Here is an 18529-nt window from a genome sequence, read left to right on the forward strand (position 1 = left end):
GCGACATTAACCCTTTACAGAACATGCCTAAAAGGAAATATTTGGAATGATAACGCATTTACTTAAAAGTGTAAATAAAACACTAAAAAACAACTCCCAGATCGTAATGGTACTCGGCTGGGGATGTAAAAAAAAAAAAAACAGATAGAACTTGAATACTTTCAGCCATTCTCGACATGCAACTGACTAGATTACTTTTTATTTTTCTTGCTCTGGTAGTTACTACAAAAGCACATTCCCAATGCGACTCTTGTACGCCGGGAAATACTTATTCAAACAATGCTACTATTACAGCAACAGCTAACGATCAAGAAATATGCATTACAGGTGGTTCCAGTTTTACATTCAGTTCGTCATTTTCTAATGTAACTGTTAAAGTCTGCGCCCCTAACGTAACTTTTACATCAGTCAACATCACATCAGGAGGTACAGACAACACCATTGAAACCTGGGGCGAAAACACCCGCATTACAGGGGTAACGGTTGGCGCAGATACGTTTTCATTTATCACTAATGCCACTGGCGCTACAGTAGGTTCAATTAACCTTAATCAAATGGCAAGGTTCCAAGCCAGAGAGCATGCAACCTTGGAGCTAGAAAACAATATCACCCCTGGACAGCCTGTTTTCTTTGTTGCGGACCAGCATTCCGTTATCAACACCAGAAGCATCACTTCAAACCAAGGAGGGTCTATTTTTGTAGCTGGAGGTGCCGAATTCAACTCTTCGGGATCTGTTATCCTACAAACGGACGGTAGGCTCTTTAACACAGGTGCAGTAACTGTTGCAGGAGACATGACTGTACAAGGAGGTTCCAATGCCATGAACAACTATTGTGGAACGGCTACCATAGATATCGGAGGCACCTTTATTGTCAACGATGGTTCCATAAGCAACTCAGGAATTATAACGACCCAAGACCTTCGAATTAACTCTGATGCGGGGCCAATTTTCCCCCATGCAGGCTCTGTTATTGAGGTAACCAACTCAATGGTAGCCAACAATACTGACAATATCTTCCGTGGAGACAGTATTTTGCCCGGAGAATGTGCTACCCTAAGCATTCAAGATTATGGAGCATGGAACAGTGTCCTAACGAATTCAGACCAATTGTATTACTGCGGGCCTACCCCGCCCTCTAACCGGGCAGGAAGTGCCACTTTAAGCTGCGACTGCAGCAGTTCTGTAGAAGAATGTAGAATTACCTGTACCAAACCCGAAGCAGGAGATGATGCCATTACTTGTACCCCAGATGGAGAAATAAACCTTAATGAAGCAACAGGACACCAAAGGTGGTTTACCCACCCTTCTAACCCATCTACTGCCACCATAGGAAATTATTCCGGCGAAGTATCCGGAATGGATGTACCAGGCTTATATCAATTTATTCTTAGGGATACCTTAGGGTCTGAAAATGAAACATGCCTTGACACGGTTGCGATAACTGTTAATGGACTTCCTGCAGACGATTTATCGGTAAGTGGCAGGACGTTTTGTAGTACGGAAGAAAACACCCGAATTACCATAGAAAATGCAGAACCTGATGTAACCTATTCTGCCTATTACAATGATCTACTATTAGGGAGCAACATAAACATTGTAAGTTCCCCTACCACTATAGATATTACTTTCCCTACCGAAAACCTTGACTTGGGCACAAATGAAATAGAAATAAGGGCTGACATTGATGGTTGTAGTACTGTTATTTTAGCCAACACGGCGGAGGCTGTTAAAGTACCTAACCCAGATAGCGAAGTTTCATTTTCGGGTGGCGTGTTTTGCTCCAATGAAGAACAAGCAATTGTTACTATAGATAACGCAGAACCCAATGTCCTGTATACTGCCTACAGAGGAAGCACCTCATTAGGCAGTGGAAGCAGGGAAACAGAAGGCGAGCTTATCATTGAAATCCCTATTAGCCTACTTAACGAAGGCGACAACAATATCACTATGACAGCCGAAATTGATGGTTGTTCAACAGTAGGCTTAAGCGACAATACTGTGATACATAAGGTTCCAAACCCTTCTGCATCGCTGACCATTGATGGAAATACCGTATGCTCAAACAATCCAAATACAACTATAGTGGTCAGAAGCGCTGCTCCTGGCGTTACCTACACAGCCTTTCTGGATGATGTGGAGATAGGTTCAAGCACTAACGAAAACACATCAACGACTAATTTACCTATTACTATCCCTACCAGTGCGCTTGTCAATGGGTCAAACCTAATCTCCGTTGAAGCAGATATCGATGGGTGTGAAACTGTATTAATGGAAAACTTGGCAGAAGTCAATTTAGTACCTCAGCCTGACATGACTTTAGAGGTAGAAGGAGACTTAGTATGCTCTAATCAACCAGAGGCCACAGTCATTATACTGAACAGCAACCCAGGAGTCACATATACAGCGGTAATTGATGGATCACCAGCAGGAACTGCTACTAATACCGAGGCTTCCGCAACAGATTTACCTATTGCAATACCAATGTCTCGTTTAACAACTGGCACCAATACTGTAAGTTTCAGAGCAAGTATCAGTGGATGTTCGACTGTTGACCTAGACAATACGGCAGAAGTTATCCGTGTCCCAAACCCTTCTGTTTCATTGTCAGTCAACGGTAATATCTTATGTTCTTCAGACGGCAATACAACGTATATTACCATAGTTAATGCAGCGCCTGGCGTTACTTATTCGGCACTTCTTGATGGAACTGTCATAGGCAGCAGTACCAATACCGAAGCTTCAGCAACTAATTTACAAGTTTCTCTTTCGACTGATGACCTGGAAAATGGAGAAAATACTCTTACTGTACAAGCCGACATAACAGGTTGCGCAACTAGGACATTAGAGGACGAACCGGTAGTAACTTTAGACCCAGAATTAGATCCAGGAAGCATAGAAGCATATAACAATACCATATGTAGGGGTACCTCGCCCCAATTACTTAACAATGAACTTCCATCTGGCGGTCTAGACCCACTTACCTACACCTGGCAATATTCTTTTGATGAAACAGACTGGGTAAATATTTCAGGGTCAAATACCCCAGGGCCTATGAGTTCAGCGCCTTCTGTTTCTGAAGAAGAAATATTTTACAGAAGGAAAGTAACCTCTAGGGTGTGTTCCGCCGCAACAGATGCTTATCTCGTAGAAACAACTGGACAAATGGATGGTGGTAGCATAGAAGCCACGGAACCAGAAGTATGTAAAGATACTACACCGGGTCTTATATCTTCCGTTACACCGGCATCAGGAGGTACGGGCTCAGAGATCCTTTATCAATGGCAAATATCCTTTGATGGCAACAGTTGGGACAACATTGAAGAGGCCACCGAAATAGATTATCTTCCAGAACCTATAGAAAACAATACTTGGTTTAGAAGAAGGGCAACTAATGGTGATGGTGATTGCGACACTACCTATGCTGGGCCTATAACTTTAGAGGTTTACAGTACGTTAGAGCCAGGAACCATACAACCAGGAGATACAACTGTCTGTATGGGCAGTGATGTATGGGTGCGAAACCAAGAGGGCCCTTCTGGAGGCAGCCCAGGATACACCTATATCTGGCAAAGCGCAGTAGAGCCTTTTACATCCTGGACAGATATCTCTAATTCCGACAACCTAAATTATTTAGCAGAGGACATTCAGGAAACCACCAGGTTTAGGAGAATTGTTATGAATGAATGCGACTCTGACACAACCAACTTTTATGAAGTTCAGGTACTTCCAAACTTGACTACAGAAGCAACGATTACTCCTGCACCGCCTGAAGTGTGCAGCACAGACGAAATAACATTTACAGTCTCTACTGAAAATGCTGGACAAGATAGAAGAATTGACTGGTATTACAATGATGAACCATTCTTATTACCTTCTGGTCAACCTGATAGTGTTTACACCCACCAAGAACTATGGGAAGATCAAGATAAAATAAGTGTTATTGTTTATGCAGACCCTGACAAGCTATGCACCACACCTTCTGCAACTGCAGAAGTAGTATTAGATGTACATTATAAAATAGACAACAATGAAATTACAGGGTCAGATCAGATAGCCTGTGAAGAGGCTGACCTTGAAACGATAACAGGTACAGATGCATCCGGCTCCTTGGCATCACCAGGTTATGTGTGGCAAATATCGCACGAAGAAGGTATATGGGAAGATATTCCAGGTGCTAATGAAAGAGATTATCTGCCAGAAATTTCTACAGGGGATGTCTTATATCGTCGTATAGCCATATCAGAAGGAGCCTGTGATAACGATACGGCCACGGCACCTGTAAGAGTAAGGCTTGATGGCGAGTTTAACCCTGGAACACTTACTGCTGACCCAGATAATATTTGTGAAGGCACCTTCCCTACCTTTACAGTAACACCGCCTGAAGGAGGGCTTGAACCTTATACCTATCAGTGGGAAAGATCTTCTGACAATAATGTCTGGTCATCTATATCAGGTGCCACTGAAAGTGAATATGATTCTCCAGGACTTACTTCTTCCACCTATTTTAGAAGGAGGGTCACTTCAGGAACCGGTGTTTGCGAGTATGTTACCCCAACGGTGTTTATAAGAGTTGACCCTATTGTCATCTCCTCAAGCAATACCATCTCTGGAGACCAAAACTTATGTTATGGAACCGAAGCCAGTCAGATTGCAGGCTCTACTCCTTCCGGTGGACTTGAACCTGTGACCTATCAATGGATTTCAGCACCAGAAGGCTCTGACAATTGGACAGAGGTACCTAACTCTGACAGTCAACACTTAAACCCTGGTGTTTTACCTGAAACTACCCGGTTCAGAAGGATTGTAACTTCCACCGGCGCATGTGGATCTGATACTTCAGCAGGGATAGTTAGAGTCTTTGTAGACCCTGCGCTCTCTCCTGGAACTATTGAACAGGTAGACGATATATGCCGTGGAACAGCCATTGAACTGGAAGCTACTCCTGCGTCAGGAGGCACGGAGCCATATACCTATCAATGGCAAAGATCCTTTAATGGTAATTCTTGGAGTAACCTTAGCGATGAAACGAATCAAAATTTATCTTCAACTGTATTTAATAACTCTTCTTACTTTAGGAGAATAGTATATTCCTCAGTATGCCAAGACACCACAGAAGCTTTAGCCGTCACAGTAAACACTCCAATAAGTTCGGGATCAAACACATTACTGGACAGTCAAGAACTATGCTTAGGCGAAGAAGCTGCTGAAATTATTGGAAGTACACCATCCGGAGGGGTATCACCAGTTTCGTATCAGTGGATCATGTCTAACGACAGTATAAACTGGGCTTCTTTACAAGACTCAACACGAAAGGATTTACTACCTGGTACATTAGATGAAACAACTTGGTTTAGTAGGGTTGTTACCTCATCAGGCGCATGCGCTAATGACACTTCAGCCTATCCGGTAAAAATATTCATAGACCCTACGCTCACTGCCGGTTCTATAGAAAGCCATGACGATATTTGCCTTGAAGAAGAAGTTGTTTTGAACGCTTCCGCTGCCCAAGGGGGAACTACACCTTACTCTTACCAGTGGCAACACGCTACCGACAATACCTCATGGACGAATATTGAAGGAGAAACAAATGAGCAACTTACTCCTTATGCTCCAGATGCCTCTGGATGGTACAGAAGAATTGTACAATCAAGGGTTTGCTCAGACACTACTGATGGAATATTTGTCCAAGTGGATGTCCCTGTAGACCCATCTACCAATACAATTGGCCCTGAGGAACTTCAAGAGCTGTGCTTTGGATCGGAGGCAAACGAGATCATAGGTAGTACTCCTACCGGTGGTTTGTCACCAGTTTCTTATCAATGGGTAGCCTCTACAGATAGCCTTAACTGGAATATTCTGCAAGACTCTACCCGAAGAGATTTATGGCCTGGCATACCTGAACAAACCACTTGGTTCAGAAGAACTATTACATCAACAGGAGCTTGCGCTAATGACACTTCTACTTCTACCGTTAAAATATTTATTGACCCGTCACTCAATGCTGGGGCCATAGAAGACCATGATGACATTTGTTTAGGAGAAGAAATTGCTTTAAATGCTTCCGCTGCCCAAGGAGGTACTACTCCATATTCTTACCAATGGCAACATGCGTCTGACAGTGTCTCATGGGCCAATATTGAAGGGGAAACAAATGAGCAGCTTACCCCTTATGCCCCTGAAGCTTCTGGTTGGTATAGACGTATCGTCGACTCTAGGGTATGTACAGATACTACAGAGGCAACATACGTGCAGGTAGACACCCCTATTGACCCTTCTACAAACTCTATTGGCTCAGGTAGCCGTATATGTTTGGGCTCTACAGCACCAGAAATTATAGGTACTGAACCTGCCGGAGGTTTTACAGAGGTAACTTATCAATGGCTATCTTCTCCTGACGAAACAAACTGGGAAGTAATAGAAGACGCCACAGACAAAGATTATGCTCCAGGCGCCATAGAAAACACCACATGGTACAGGAGAATTGTGACCTCCACAGGAGCATGTAGCCAAGACTCTTCCCAAGCATCAGCGCGTGTGTTTGTAGATACTCCTGTAGAACCAGGTTCTATTAGTGAAGATCAGCAAATTTGTGATAAGGACACCATATTTATAGAAAGCAGAGAACCTGCAAGTGGAGGAACTTCATTAAACTACAGGTGGCAGTACACAACCATATTTGCTATGGATGATGATGATGTTTCAGCTACTTTTTGGATGAACATTCCTGAAGCCAATAATGAAACATTAGAAATTCATGTAGATAGTCTCATTACAGCCGGACAATATTACTTCAGGAGAATAGCCTACTCTAAAGTGTGCTATGCCATTTCAGACACTACAGGCATTTACCCATGCCTTACACCAGGCCTCACCAATATCTACGACACTATTTGTGCCATGCAATCAGTAGAAGACTCAATTGTTTTGTATACAGACTTTTCTAGAAATGGTGGCGGACTTGTGATACAAGGCGAAATTGCGGTAGAACCTAGCAACGGAACATTAGCCATAGATAGTATTACAAACTTCTACACCTATACTCCTGACCCAGGATTTGTAGGTATAGACACAGCCGGTGTAACCATATGTGATACGTCACAGTTCAACCAATGTGATATCAAGTACATATACATTACAGTGCTTGACACCAACAGGGCGCCAATAGTACAAAACCAATACTTATCTGTTTTCAGAAACAAAACACTTGAAGGAAATGTACTTGACAACAACTCAGACCCTGACAATGATACATTGTTTGTAGACCGAGAGGTTGTCCAAATGCCTGCTAATGGTACTTTTTCAATAGATACTGCAGGTAACTTCTATTATGACCCCTACTATGATTACATAGGAAGCGACAGTGTGGTCGTATCGGTTTGCGACTATAGCAGCATTCGAAGGTGTAACCAATCCATCTGTAAAAACGATACTATATTTATTGAGGTAAACCCTAACACTGTTTTTGTCCCTGATGGATTTTCACCAAACAATGATGGTATCCACGATGCATTCGTAATCAGAACTGATGTCCCTTCCAAAATATCTATCACTATTTTCAATAGATGGGGCGACATCGTCTATGAAAACAATGACTATAAAAATGACTGGCAAGGCGAAGCCAACCGAGGCGTAGTCATTGGGAAAGGGCTTCCGGACGGAACCTATTATTTACGCTACGACATCAATGATGGCGAACATAAAGGCTTTAAATACATCACCATTAACAGATAATCCTGACAGGGCGCAAAAAATAAGAAGATGAAAAAACTTATATTTTTACTACTCGTTTTAGTCCTTTTTCCGGCTTTAGCCAAAGCTCAGCAGGATGCTTTGTTCTCTCAGTACATGTTCAACATGCTACTGGTAAACCCAGCTTATGCAGGTAGCAGGGAAGTGGTTTCTCTCAATGCCTTAGGAAGAAAACAGTGGATTGGCATACCTGGAGCTCCTGAAACAGCTACTTTTAGTGCGGACATGCCTTTCAGAAATGAAACTATGGGTGCAGGCATCACTTTGTTCAATGACAGAATTGGTGTATTCAGCAATACCGGCATGTATGCTAGTTATGCTTATAGGCTCCAATTAACCAAATCTACCTTATTATCAGCAGGGGTATCGGCAGGGTTTACAAACTTTCAGGCAAACTTTACAAGTGTACAATTAGATGAATTTGGGAACAGTGGCGACTTAGCTTTCTCTCAAGACTTAAGCAGGTTTTTACCTAATGTTGGCATTGGCTTATTTTTAAATAGCGACAAGTATTACATTGGGTTTTCCATACCACAAATGCTAACCAATAGATTAGACTTAGATAGAAGCTATTCTGCCCGACAATATAGACATATATTCTTAATGGGTGGATATGTATTCACATTGAACCAGCACTTAAAACTTAAACCATCAACATTGATCAAACAAGTGCACGGTGCGCCTATTCAAGTAGACCTAAATGCAAACCTTTGGTTATACGACAGATATTCGGTAGGTATATCCTACAGGAGCTTAACTGCCCCTGTATTGATACTGGAAATGCAGTTATTAGACCAATTCAGACTAGGGTATGCTTTTGATTATACACACTCTCAGTTGAGATATTACAACAATGGCACCCATGAAATAATGTTACGCTATGAATTCGGTTATGATAAGCGTAAAATGGTTTCCCCAAGACATTTTTAATGCAGGAATTAAAAAGCTATGAATAGTACATATAAATATATACTGGTTCTTCTGATACTTATCTCGTTTCAGGCTGTTGGGCAGAGAAATCCTTTCAGGCTAGCAGACAGTCATTATAAAAATATGAGATTTGCCAGTGCCATAGAACAGTATGAACTATCGCTTCAGTATCAAAAAGAGGCTCCACCGGAAGTATACAAAAATCTTGCAAACTCATATTTCCGTGTGGGCGATATGACCAATGCCAAACGTGTATACAAAATATATTTTAGCGACACTACCGGAATAGCAGACAAAGACCATGCTTCTATACTTGAATTTGCCCAAACCCTGGCCCAAACTGGAAACTATGAAAAAGCCGCTGAATATTATAAGGTTTATGCTGACTTGAAAGGACATAAAGATCCCAGAGGAAAGAAGTTTAAAACTACATACTTAGACAATATCAGCAACTTATATAAAGACTCGACATTATATACAGTCTCAAGTGTCAATTTTAACTCTCCCCAGTCCGACTTTAGTCCAGTTTTTTACCAAAACGGTATTGTATTCTGCTCATCAAGGAAAAGAGAAGAGGGTATCAGAAGGGTATTTGGACAAGATAACACCGCGTTTTTAAACCTTTACTATCTAGACACAACTTATGTAGAAAAACAGACAGACTACGTTACTGACAAATCAAAGGAAGGGAAAGACTCTGACAAATATTCTTTTGTAAAATATAATGAAGAACTCCACTCCGACGAGACAAGAATAACCAGCAACGACTCCTACACTGTAGGGTATCATGGCCACATTTTCCAAAAGTATACCAACCCTCATAAAAAATTTGAGGCTGTGCCTTTTAGCAGGGCCATCAACAGCAAATTCCATGACGGCCCGGCCACTTTTAACCCAGACCAAAATATAATCCTATTCACAAGAAACAACTTATCCAGAGGTAGAGCCAGAAGAGGCAAAGATGGTGTAAATAGGCTTAAAATATACATGGCTACAAAAAAAGATGAGGAAGACTGGAAAAACATCCAAGAACTCCCATTCAATGGAGACGATTTTTCTACTGCTCATCCTGCTTTTGCCCCTGATGGAGAAACAGTATACTTTGCATCCGACAGACCAGGAGGTTATGGAGGCTCTGACCTTTATAAAGTAACCTTTAAAGACGGAAAATGGTCTGAACCAGAAAACCTTGGTGAAGAAATTAACACCAAAGGCAATGAGTTTTTCCCCTTTGTAGACGAACTAGGCGTACTTTACTTTTCCTCCGATGGTCATCCTGGTTTGGGAGGATTAGACCTCTTTAAGTATGAAGATGGAGAGCTTACACACCTTAACTATCCTATTAGTTCAAAAAGAGACGACTTTGGCGTACTCGTATGGGACAATGGCAGAAAAGGTTTCTTAAGTTCAAACCGAAATACAGGAGGACACGGAGATGACATCTATATGTTTACTGCACAGAGAATGCTGCAATTGGCAGGAAAAGTTTTTGACAAACATACAGGAAAGATACTCCCTGAATCAAATGTAATTCTAAAAGACTCAACTGGCCAAGTGATAGCACAAACGTTATCTGATTCTACAGGTAGTTTTTTATTAGAAGTTGACTACGATCGTGCCTATGCACTTACTGGACTTAAAAAGGCTTATAGAGATACTACCAAAAAATTTACCACCTTCTTGGTCAAAGAGAAAAAAATCCAAAAAGACCTTCACCTATGGAGCATGATAGACCTGGCACTAAAGGGATTGGTAACGGATAAAGAGACCGAAGAACCACTGGACAGTGTACATGTAAAAATTAATGATACAAAAACGGGCAAAAGTATATTTGAAACCCTTACGTTAGAAGATGGCTCTTTTAAGAAAGTACTAAAAGACCTACTCCTCAATGATAGCATAGACTTTCAGATTAAGCTTGAACGCGACAACTATTTGTCCAAAACTGTACCATTTACAACATTGGTCAAAGACACCTCTGAACAGCTAACGCTGGCTATGGACAAAATACAGATAGGTACAGACATAGGAAAGCTTCTGGACCTAAAACCTATATATTTTGACCTTGGCAAATGGGACATACGACCAGATGCAGCAGAGGAACTAGACAAAGTAGTTGAATTGATGCTGGAAAACCATAACCTGGTGATTGAACTTGGAGCACATACCGACTGTCGCGCCAGCAAATCTTATAACCAAACACTCTCAGATAAGCGGGCCAAAGCATCTGCCGAATATGTTCGTTCCAGAGGTATTGAACCGGAAAGGATTTATGGACAAGGTTACGGTGAAAGTAAGCTTATAAACCATTGTGAATGTGAAGGAGACTATGTCGTGCCTTGTTCAGAGGAAGAACATGCGCTCAACAGAAGGACCGAGTTTCTTGTAGTCAGCAATGAGGAAGATAAAAGCAAGCCTAAAAAAGTAACGCCAGCAAACAAAGACGCTATTTTCAAGGAGGTTAATATGCCTACAGAAAGCAACACCGAAGACCAGGAGGAGCATAAGGAGCCTTCATCTGAAGAAATAGAAGATACAGAAGAAAGGGTGCGCCCAGCAGAAGAAGCTGACATTGAAAACTCAGAAGAGGCCAAGCCACATGATTCACCAGAAGGTAGTTATGAGAATTTAAATTTAGAGGAAGAAGATCATTGGGATGGTAACGCACCTGGGTCTAATGAAAACGACCAAACAAAAGAAGAGGGAGACACGTCTGAGACTGAAATGAAACAGGAAAATGTTCATAGTCCAGACGATCAACAACCAACAATGAAAGTGGTGGAAGAAGCACCAGCCATAGACACAAGCGAAGCTGGAGGTGACACTGGCATAGAAGATGAAACTCCGGTTAAAGAAACTCAAGAAGATAATGTAATTTTAGAAGACAAAAACGAGGCAAACCCTAACACTTCCCAAGAAGGTCAAGCAGAACCTATGGAAGAAGAAAGTGAGTCAAAAACGCTAGATGAGATCCCTGCCAAAGAAAAAGATATTGCCAAAGAGTTATTGAAAAGTGGGGTAAGTATAGACATCATTATGAAATCCACCGGGCTAAGCAGAGAGGAAGTTGAAAGTTTAAAATAAAAAACGCGCCTAAAAATAAAAGCCCTTCATTTTTTGAAGGGCTTTTATTTTTAATATGCTTTTTACATTTTTCTTTAGAGCCAACCTTATACGGGTCTACATTTAAAGGTTAGCCCCTATAGAAAAAAGACTAGTCCAAAATTCAACCGTAAATTTAAATCGAAGTTATAATAAAAATCTCTCCTAGTTTCTTCAATATTATCACCACTAAATGTTGATCTTTCATAATGGCTGGAAAGCCCCCCAAATAGCACTTCCAAAGCAATTTTATCATGGATAAAGAAGTTAACACCCGGTACGATAAAAGCTCCTATACTATTGGCAACAGCTCTATGTGAAGACTGCTCTACTAAAGTATTATCTATAAATGTTTCACTTCCACCAATTCTTCTAGCATGCCTAAAATTTACACTTCCCTGTCCAAACAGATAAACCCGTGAATCAAAAAGCTGTTTATAAACCCTTACGAACGGCGAGGTGAGGAAAGAGTGACTGGTGGATTTATATATGTTATCTTCAAAGTCCTCCGCCCCTGCCCATCTTATACTATATTCTGAAGTTCTTCTTTCATAAGAATATCCCTGAGATAGCCCTATGGCAATATTATTGGTAACAAAATATCCCCCACGCACATCTAAGTCCGCATCAAAAGACGAGCCAGTCCTGCCCGTTTCGACTCTTGAATTGTGACCATCTATATGCACAGAGCCACCGAGCATCCATTGTCCTTGGCTGATCTGCGAAAATGATTCTAAAGAAACTAGAAAAATAGCTGCGAGTAATAAGAAAAAGTTTTTCATGGTTTTGTTTTTAGTTTTATCCCGTCAATAACACACTACAGTAGCATAATCCACTTGTAGAGGTATACCGCAGTTCTAAATGTTAAAGGAAAAATATCAACCCAAATCTTAAAGACCGTAAATTTAAACTGAAATTATATTGAAACTCTCTCTCAACCACATCACTAACTAAATTATCACCACTTCTTATAGATCTTTCATATCGGCTGGAAAGGCCGCCAAATAGAACCTCCAAAGCAATTTTATCATGGACAAAGAAGTTAACTCCCGGGGCGATAGAAGCACCGATACTATTGGCAATGGTCCTGGAAGAAGTTTGATCTCGTCCGCTACTCGATCTCATATGAAAAAAATCTAAACTTCCCTGTCCAAACAGGTAGGCCCGTGAATTAAAAAGTTGTTTATACACCCTAATAAACGGAGATGCATTATATAAGTGCCTGGTATAAACATTAGATTCCATATACCCATCCCATGCGATAAGGTCATCTGAAGCACTTCTCAAAAAAGAATACCCTGGGGACATTCCTATGGCAATATTATCGCTTACAAAATATCCTGCGCGCGCGCTCAAGCCCGCATTAAAATAAGAATTAGTCCCATCCATTTCAGCACTTGAATTTCGACCATTCAAGCTCAAAGAGCCACCGAGCATCCATTGCCCTTGACCTATTTGCGAAAATGATTCTAAAGAAACTAGAAAAATAGCTGCGAGTACTAAAAAAAGTTTTTTCATTGGTTTTGTTTTTGGTTTTCCTGATCAATATCAACCACCGTGCCACAAAACCATTTTAAAAAAAATCATATAAAAAAAACACCCATACACTTAACCCAAACCGTATTATGTCGCAAAAAACTTCCTCCAAAGCTAAACCAACAAACTAACATAAAATATGCAATAGAACTATTACGTTGCAAAGCAATTTTAAATCAGTCGCTTCGCTCATATTTGTGTCTTGATTATAGCGCCGCAATGATTTGCGACCCAAAAGAATAACATTTTGCCCCTCATGAAGCAATCTATCACATAATTCCATTTTAAGGTTTTCTAATCATAGGATACATGATAGGTGAACTACCCGATTGAATTTCTCCAATAACCTTAAAACCATGCCTTTCATACAAAGGGACGCTCCGCAGGCTTGAAGCTTCCAGATAAGCCATTCCACCTTGCTCATCTATTTGTGCCAACCCATGATTTAACAGCGCAGAACCAAGCCCTTGATTTTGGCGGACAGGGTCAACTCCTAACATAGGTAAATACCAACATGGCTCAGAAGGGTGAGCTTCACCCATTTGTTCAAATATGCTGAACAAATCAGGCTTAATTTCAGAAGGGATATTTTTCTCAACCAAATCGGTCAAAGTCTCAAAGTCAGGCTCAACAGAAGGAGGCATCCATAAAGCCGCCCCCGCATATCCATCAATATAAAAAGCTGTTGAACGCTTAATTGCATTTCCTCCAAAAGCACGAGCGAAAAAAGGGAACAGTGTTATATAGTCTTTGGGATCTTTTAAAGCCCATCGGTTAAAAGGGTCGGAACTAAAAGCCAACGCTATAAGAGCTATTAAATTCTCTATTTCTGATTCTTGTGCTGTTTTAATTTTGTACATTATCTTTTTAGTTATCAAATTCAATCATCTGACAACTAAGCTCAAACAAAAATGTTTTTAATAATTTAAAAATTATATTCTTTATAACCTTTTGTAAATTCTTCTGGTGCCAGTTTGGGGTTTACCTCTAAGTCAACAAAATCATACTCCGCATATAACCCTTTATGGTCATACATTACCTGTAAAACCGGGAGGTAATATTCTTGGTCGATATACAAGTATGTTTTGCGAGCATATGCGTTAGGTATTTTAATTACCTGCCCCGGCTTAACATCTTTGTAATCCTTTAAGTTATTCTCTTCCAGAATCATAAAGTCACTTATAAATAACCTGTAGGCAATATCGGTAATATTCTCTCCCGGTTTAACTTTGTAAGGGTAAAAATCAAAGTCAGGGTAGTCAATCAATACTTTAAAGCATTTACGGCCATGGACTACTGTATCCCCAAGGTATTTCAGGTATTTTTCAGGGTTGTCTTTTTTCTTTTTCGCTATATCTGAAACAATATCATTGATATATTCAAAACCTACCTCATGTACTGTATGGTGGTTATCTTTTCTCATATTACTCCCATAAGGATCCAGACTTAGAGTCAAATACGGGAAGCCATTAGGGTAGACATATGCTTTGTTTTTGTTTTCTCCTTCTACATAAAGCACTTCTATGCCTTCAGAAGGGGCAAGTATCTTTGTATATACCTTATGAGGTTTCCGGTTGTATTTGCACATTTGTTCCCTAGTCAAGATCTTACCTCCTACCCGCTCTCTCTTATTCATTCTAAACTTAAGGGTTTCAATTTTATCTATACCTGCCCTCATTTTTTCAATAATCTCCGGCCCCGTCAATTGGCCTGAAACCCAAGATGTGGCACAAAGAGGGTAAATAAACAACAAAAAAACAGTAAATCTTAAAATCAAATTCAATCTATTCATAGTACACTTCATCATTCCAAATAGAACGAAAAACAGGATAGAATCCTATACTAAAATAATTTATTATAAAAATAAATCCAATACGAAACAAATGCGAAAACAAAGGGCAATATACTGTATTACCTAAATTTTGACAAAATTTGAAACTTCACTTATCACTTTTGGATCCCATAGCATCCTATAATGACCTGCATGAGCAATAGGAAATAAGTTAACTTTATCATTGCCACGAGCCACATTTTTGGCATATGAAAAAGGAATCACCTTATCATACTTATCATGAATAAGCAGCATCTGGGAATTGCAAGCACCAATGTATCGGTTCATTTGGATATCTTCGACCTGGCGCCCGAAAACCCGGTTCATATAATTAAGCAAATGCATCTTATGTGTTCTAGTAAACCTCATTAGCCGGGCGTAATCGTTTACCACACTTATTAGTTTATCAGGAACACTGAGCATAATAAACTTTTCTACCTGCAAGTCAGGATGGTCATGAAATGCTACAATACCGGAAGCACTTCCAAAAGAATGTCCCACGACACATGAAGGTTTTTCGCTTTTGATCAAAAAAGCGGAAAGCCGAGAGAATTGTAATAGGTTAGAAGACCGTCCAGTACTACGGTAATGCGCAGGTTGATCATAGGCTACAACCTCAAACCCCTCTTTCACCAACTGCTCTGCAATACCTCCAAAATTATCTCCGTTACCTTCCCATCCATGAATACATAAAACCTTTTTGGAAGACTTGCCCCACCTATAGACACATATCTTCATACCCTCAAAATCTATATAAGAACGTGAGGCTTTTTCCAGCAACAGCTTTTCTTTAGCTCTTACTTTCTGGTTTATAGGTGTTGCAAACAAGCTCAAAGCCCTTTTTGCCGCTTTTTCAGGTGCCATACGAAATGCCATTCTGAAGTAAACCCGATAAGCCGACACCAAAGCTTTTAAAGAAAACGCTTGCAAAGGCTTTCTTATAGTGCCTGAAGAAGATGACCCCGAACTGATTGAACAGCTATTTCATTCATTTTTAATACTAATCAATTATTGCTCCTTCATATAAAATATTAAGAGGCAAAAAGTACTTACACTCTACCTTCTTAACCCAATTAAACAAAGCTAACATTACAGATTCGTAAAATAGCCTTCATTGTAAAACAATAACCCACATAAAATAATTTCCTGAAGGAACCTGTTTTAGATTTAATTTCGTTTTACATACAACATGAACCGTTTAAAAAATAAAATAACTGTTTCGCTGCTGATCGTTCCATTGGCTGTTCTGAGCTATTTGGCGTACGCTACTATATTTTCTGTAATCTCAGTGAACAACACCTATCAAGCTTCTCCCAAAGGAATACCTGTTTATGTAAGCACAAATGGCGTACACACGGACATTACGCTTCCAGCTCAAACATCAACTATCAATTGGCTAAAAAAGTTGTTTCCGAACAAGAACACAGCTTATAAGTATATCGCTTTTGGCTGGGGAGATAAAACATTTTATGCAGAAACCCCTTCTTGGTCAGATTTCCGACTTTCTACAGGTCTAAAAGCCCTTTTCTACTCTGAAGGTTCTGCCATGCATATTAAAGGATTGACTTATCAGCCAATCGAGTCTGAAAAAGTTTACAAGTTGACCTTAAACCTCAAAGAGTTCCAACAATTAGTAGATTTTATAGAAAGATCATTTCAAACAGATCAAGCAGGAAGTTATATTCCCATCTACAACCACCACTATGGCAATAATGATTTTTTTTATGAAGGGGAAGGAGTGTATTCATTTCTTAACACCTGCAACAACTGGACAAATTCGGCTTTAAAAGCTTCTGGGGTGCGGACTGCCGTATGGGCTCCTTTTGAAAAATCTGTTATGTATCATAGAGTAAAATAATATAGGTTTACAGTATTTAAAAAGTACATTTATGAAGGGAAACTCCTCCACAAATGTACTGATTCTGCTATTTTGCCCCATAATTCATTCCTATAAGTCCCCTCGGCCTCCAAAGGTATATCCTAAATGGATCTGCCCAATGCGCCTGCCATGCTCTTGGGTAAAGTGATCAAGTGAATAGCTTCGTGAAAACTCAAAACCATATCTTGCTCCAATGTTCAGCCCGTTAGGTAATTCAAATGCTATACCAACAACAGCCCCCACATCGATATTATCTCCGCGCTCTTCTCGAATATCGGTAAACTCCTCAGCAAACTGATCCCATCCTATCCTTTCTCGGGCTTGCAACATATAAGAAAACTGAGGCCCACCTAGAATATATAATCCAGGAGTAATGTGAAACCTTAGCATCACCGGAAGGTCTAGGTAATTTAAATGATAGTCATAAGAAGCCTCTGCTTGTGCTTCTGTAGCGCCCGCCGAATACCCATACCTCGAAAACAAAAGTTCCGGCTGAAGACCAAAGCTTTCCGTTATACCAAGTTTCAGGTATGCACCTCCATGCCAGCCACGCAAACTTTCCTCCTCAAGCAAACTCTGGTTCTCGAAAGCCATACCATTAACACCTCCTCTAACACCAAAGCCTGTTTGCTGAGCAGAGACTGTCAAACTACCCAAGACCCCCACTATTAACAGCGCAACACATTTTACTATATGACCACTTCTTATCATTCCCCTCATATCCTATTTTAATTTTACTCTTTGCCTCTCGTTAAAAACGTATAACCTACTACTAACTGTGCCTGTCTATCAAATAGCAAGCCTGCATTTCCCGAACTTCCACCGCCATGTATCTGCCCTAAGCCAACACCATACCTAAATCCTACATTAAACCCACTTTCAAATTCATAGCCCAAACCAGCAACGCCATATAAATCTAAGCGGTTTTCATATCCACTATGGTATATGCTATGCGATCTACCTTCTGGTTCATAATAATGCTCTCGAGAATATAAAAGCCCCGAAACCTGTGGCCCAACCAAAAAGTGAAACCCAGGGGTAACATTAATCCGAAGAAAAACAGGTACATCTACAAAGGTGTAGTTTCTCCTATAGTTAGGCATAAGCTCTTCTGTATCTGGAAATAAAAACGGCCCATTGTCTGCAGAAAAAGTGCGTCTAGAAAACAAAACTTCAGGGTGAATGCCAAACACACCTCCTATGAAATCAAACCTGGCGTAAGCACCACCCTGAAAACCTCTTAAGTTCCCTTGTCCAAACACATTTCCATACTCATATCCACGATCTATCCCCCCTCTTAATCCAAAGCCAATACTTTGCGTCTGAGCAGTACCAAAGCTCATAACCACCAAAAAGGATATCACACCTAATATTTGCTTTACACTCATCTCCCCCTGTTTATCAATGCCCTATTTTAAAAGAACTATCCATATATATGATTGTTTATCCGTCTCAAGCACAAGAAAACCGCACCTGCCATACAAGTGCGGCTATGTTAAG

The 18529-nt window shown here is 40.5% G+C and carries 11 protein-coding genes; 4 read left to right on the forward strand and 7 right to left on the reverse strand.

The window, feature by feature from the left end:
* Positions 1-176 precede the first annotated feature (176 nt).
* From RCC89_15995 to RCC89_16005, 3 genes are read left to right on the forward strand one after another with little or no spacing between them, the layout of a single operon-like run.
* A complete protein-coding gene (locus RCC89_15995) occupies positions 177-7733 on the forward strand; it encodes a gliding motility-associated C-terminal domain-containing protein (GenBank protein ID WMJ74655.1) in 7557 nt (2518 codons plus the stop codon).
* Between the two features lie 27 nt (positions 7734-7760).
* Positions 7761-8681, forward strand: coding sequence for a type IX secretion system membrane protein PorP/SprF (locus RCC89_16000; GenBank protein ID WMJ74656.1), 921 nt, complete (start codon positions 7761-7763; stop codon positions 8679-8681).
* An 18-nt stretch (positions 8682-8699) separates the two neighbouring features.
* Positions 8700-11765, forward strand: coding sequence for an OmpA family protein (locus RCC89_16005; protein WMJ74657.1), 3066 nt, complete (start codon positions 8700-8702; stop codon positions 11763-11765).
* A 116-nt stretch (positions 11766-11881) separates the two neighbouring features.
* Here RCC89_16005 and RCC89_16010 read toward each other — a convergent pair whose 3' ends face one another.
* From RCC89_16010 to RCC89_16030, 5 genes are all read right to left on the reverse strand, one after another.
* Positions 11882-12565: a hypothetical protein gene (locus tag RCC89_16010; protein ID WMJ74658.1), complete on the reverse strand. Its 684-nt coding sequence runs from the start codon at positions 12563-12565 to the stop codon at positions 11882-11884.
* 82 nt (positions 12566-12647) lie between these two features.
* Positions 12648-13301, reverse strand: a complete 654-nt coding sequence (locus RCC89_16015) for an outer membrane beta-barrel protein (GenBank protein ID WMJ74659.1) — start codon at positions 13299-13301, stop codon at positions 12648-12650.
* Between the two features lie 302 nt (positions 13302-13603).
* Positions 13604-14179 (reverse strand): GNAT family N-acetyltransferase, encoded by a 576-nt coding sequence (locus tag RCC89_16020; protein ID WMJ74660.1) that lies wholly within the window; start codon positions 14177-14179, stop codon positions 13604-13606.
* Positions 14180-14244: 65 nt separating this feature from the next.
* Entirely contained in the window at positions 14245-15111 is an 867-nt protein-coding gene (locus tag RCC89_16025) for a DUF1571 domain-containing protein (protein ID WMJ74661.1), read from the reverse strand.
* A 123-nt stretch (positions 15112-15234) separates the two neighbouring features.
* Positions 15235-16080 carry an alpha/beta hydrolase gene (locus RCC89_16030; protein ID WMJ74662.1) on the reverse strand — a complete coding sequence of 282 codons (846 nt, stop codon included), beginning with the start codon at positions 16078-16080 and terminating at the stop codon, positions 15235-15237.
* Positions 16081-16339: 259 nt separating this feature from the next.
* On the opposite strand from RCC89_16030, the gene RCC89_16035 reads away from it, so the two are divergent.
* Positions 16340-17008 (forward strand): TIGR02117 family protein, encoded by a 669-nt coding sequence (locus tag RCC89_16035; protein WMJ74663.1) that lies wholly within the window; start codon positions 16340-16342, stop codon positions 17006-17008.
* 90 nt (positions 17009-17098) lie between these two features.
* Here RCC89_16035 and RCC89_16040 read toward each other — a convergent pair whose 3' ends face one another.
* A complete protein-coding gene (locus tag RCC89_16040) occupies positions 17099-17749 on the reverse strand; it encodes a porin family protein (protein WMJ74664.1) in 651 nt (216 codons plus the stop codon).
* A 14-nt stretch (positions 17750-17763) separates the two neighbouring features.
* Positions 17764-18417 carry an outer membrane beta-barrel protein gene (locus tag RCC89_16045; GenBank protein ID WMJ74665.1) on the reverse strand — a complete coding sequence of 218 codons (654 nt, stop codon included), beginning with the start codon at positions 18415-18417 and terminating at the stop codon, positions 17764-17766.
* Between the last annotated feature and the right edge of the window lie 112 nt (positions 18418-18529).

Source organism: Cytophagaceae bacterium ABcell3, assembly GCA_030913385.1.
In the GTDB taxonomy this organism is placed as follows: Bacteria; Bacteroidota; Bacteroidia; order Cytophagales; family Cytophagaceae; genus ABcell3.

What these genes read in the sequence shown, in the direction of transcription:
- RCC89_15995 (WMJ74655.1), top strand. Translation starts at nt 177, where the DNA reads ATGCAACTGACTAGATTACTTTTTATTTTTCTTGCTCTGGTAGTTACT.
- RCC89_16000 (WMJ74656.1), top strand. Translation starts at nt 7,761, where the DNA reads ATGAAAAAACTTATATTTTTACTACTCGTTTTAGTCCTTTTTCCGGCT.
- RCC89_16005 (WMJ74657.1), top strand. Translation starts at nt 8,700, where the DNA reads ATGAATAGTACATATAAATATATACTGGTTCTTCTGATACTTATCTCG.
- RCC89_16010 (WMJ74658.1), bottom strand. Translation starts at nt 12,565, where the DNA reads ATGAAAAACTTTTTCTTATTACTCGCAGCTATTTTTCTAGTTTCTTTA.
- RCC89_16015 (WMJ74659.1), bottom strand. Translation starts at nt 13,301, where the DNA reads ATGAAAAAACTTTTTTTAGTACTCGCAGCTATTTTTCTAGTTTCTTTA.
- RCC89_16020 (WMJ74660.1), bottom strand. Translation starts at nt 14,179, where the DNA reads ATGTACAAAATTAAAACAGCACAAGAATCAGAAATAGAGAATTTAATA.
- RCC89_16025 (WMJ74661.1), bottom strand. Translation starts at nt 15,111, where the DNA reads ATGAATAGATTGAATTTGATTTTAAGATTTACTGTTTTTTTGTTGTTT.
- RCC89_16035 (WMJ74663.1), top strand. Translation starts at nt 16,340, where the DNA reads ATGAACCGTTTAAAAAATAAAATAACTGTTTCGCTGCTGATCGTTCCA.
- RCC89_16040 (WMJ74664.1), bottom strand. Translation starts at nt 17,749, where the DNA reads ATGAGGGGAATGATAAGAAGTGGTCATATAGTAAAATGTGTTGCGCTG.
- RCC89_16045 (WMJ74665.1), bottom strand. Translation starts at nt 18,417, where the DNA reads ATGAGTGTAAAGCAAATATTAGGTGTGATATCCTTTTTGGTGGTTATG.